1 protein-coding gene is annotated in these 1064 nt (G+C 66.5%); it reads left to right on the forward strand.

Annotated features, from left to right (window positions below; translation table 11 throughout):
• Window positions 1-18 precede the first annotated feature (18 nt).
• On the forward strand, window positions 19-1064 hold a 1046-nt coding region (locus tag AB0G08_RS30170; protein ID WP_358094380.1), incomplete at its 3' end, for a condensation domain-containing protein.

Here is a 1064-nt window from a genome sequence, read left to right on the forward strand (position 1 = left end):
TCGTCGCCGGGTCGGGTGTTGTCGTTCGCGCAACAACGCCTGTGGTTCCTGCACACCCTCGACCCGAAATCCACCGCCTACAACACCCAGACCGCCTGGCACATCGACGGCGAACTCGACCTCGACCACCTCGACACCGCCATCACCGAGATCGCCCGCCGACACGAAGTCCTCCGCACCACCTTCACCGAACACGACGGCATCCCCGTCCAGATCATCCACCCCGAACCGAACCACCACAGCACCCGCCACGACCTCACCCACCTCGACCCCCACCACCACGACCACCACATCCACGACATCCTGCGCGCCGAACTCGACCAACCCTTCGACCTCACCACCGGCCCACTACTACGCAGCCGAATCCTCCAACTCTCCGACACCGCACACGTGCTCTGCCTCACCTGGCACCACATCGTCCTCGACGGCTGGTCCGTCGGCCTCTTCCACACCGAACTCAACCACCTCTACACCGACCTCACCCACGGCCGCACCCCCGCACTACCACCCCTGCCCACCCAATACGCCGACATCGCCCAACGCCAACGCCACCACTGGGAAAGCACCCACGCACAACACCACCTCGACGAACTCGCCACCCGCCTGCGCGACGCCCCACCCGTCTGCCACCCACCCACCGACCGACCCCGCCCCGACACCCCACCCGGCCCCACCGCCATCCACCACAGCCAACTACCCCCCGACACCACCACCACCCTGCACACCCTCGCCACCCACACCGGCTCCACCCCCTTCGGCATCCTCCTCGCCGCCTTCCAACTCCTCATCCACCGCTACACCACCCAAACCCCCGTCGTCATCGGCACCCCCCTCACCGGACGCACCGACCCCGACGCCGAAAAACTCATCGGCTTCTTCGTCAACACCCTCCCCCTCCCCGTCGACATCCACCCCCACCACACCTTCCGCCAATTCCTGCACCACTCCCGCACCGTCCTCATGCACGCCGTCACCCACCAGGACATCCCCTTCGACAAACTCGTCGAACGCACCCAACCCACCCGCGACCGCCACACCCCACCCCTCATCCAAACCGTCTTCAC

The sequence above is a fragment of the Micromonospora sp. NPDC023644 genome (assembly GCF_040640115.1).
GTDB lineage: Bacteria > Actinomycetota > Actinomycetes > Mycobacteriales > Micromonosporaceae > Micromonospora.